The sequence below is a fragment of the Bartonella vinsonii subsp. berkhoffii ATCC 51672 genome (assembly GCF_902825225.1).
In the GTDB taxonomy this organism is placed as follows: Bacteria; Pseudomonadota; Alphaproteobacteria; order Rhizobiales; family Rhizobiaceae; genus Bartonella; species Bartonella berkhoffii.
In genome coordinates, this window is record NZ_CADEAK010000249.1 from 1 (window position 1) to 408 (window position 408).

At 43.4% G+C, this 408-nt stretch carries 1 protein-coding gene; it reads left to right on the top strand.

Going from position 1 to position 408, the window contains the following annotated elements:
• Positions 1–408, top strand: a 408-nt coding sequence (locus tag J7R10_RS09130) for an alanine racemase (RefSeq protein ID WP_208436515.1), incomplete at both ends; no start/stop codon positions are given.

The following is a 408-nucleotide window of genomic DNA, read 5'->3' on the forward strand; positions in this document are numbered from 1 at the left end:
ACCTGTAAAGTTTCATTTGCCAATTCTGGAGGCATTTTTCTTGGGAACGATTTCTATTTTGACCTTGTTCGCCCAGGCATTGCACTTTACGGTGTCGACCCTCACGGAAAATACCCAACACCTCTTAAGCCTGTTTTAAAACTTGAAGCCCAAGTTTTACAAAGCCGCTTTATTGACGCAGGAGTACCTATTGGTTATGGAGGAAGCTTCATTACCCGCAGACCGAGCACTCTTGCAACCATTTCTATCGGCTATGCAGATGGTTGGCCACGTATTCTTTCGAATAAGAGTGCAGTTTATTTCAATGGGCAAAAACTTCCTATTGTTGGACGCATTTCTATGGATTCCACTATCGTGGATGCTACCGATCTTGATAAAAAACCTCAAAGAGGCGATTGGGTGGAACTT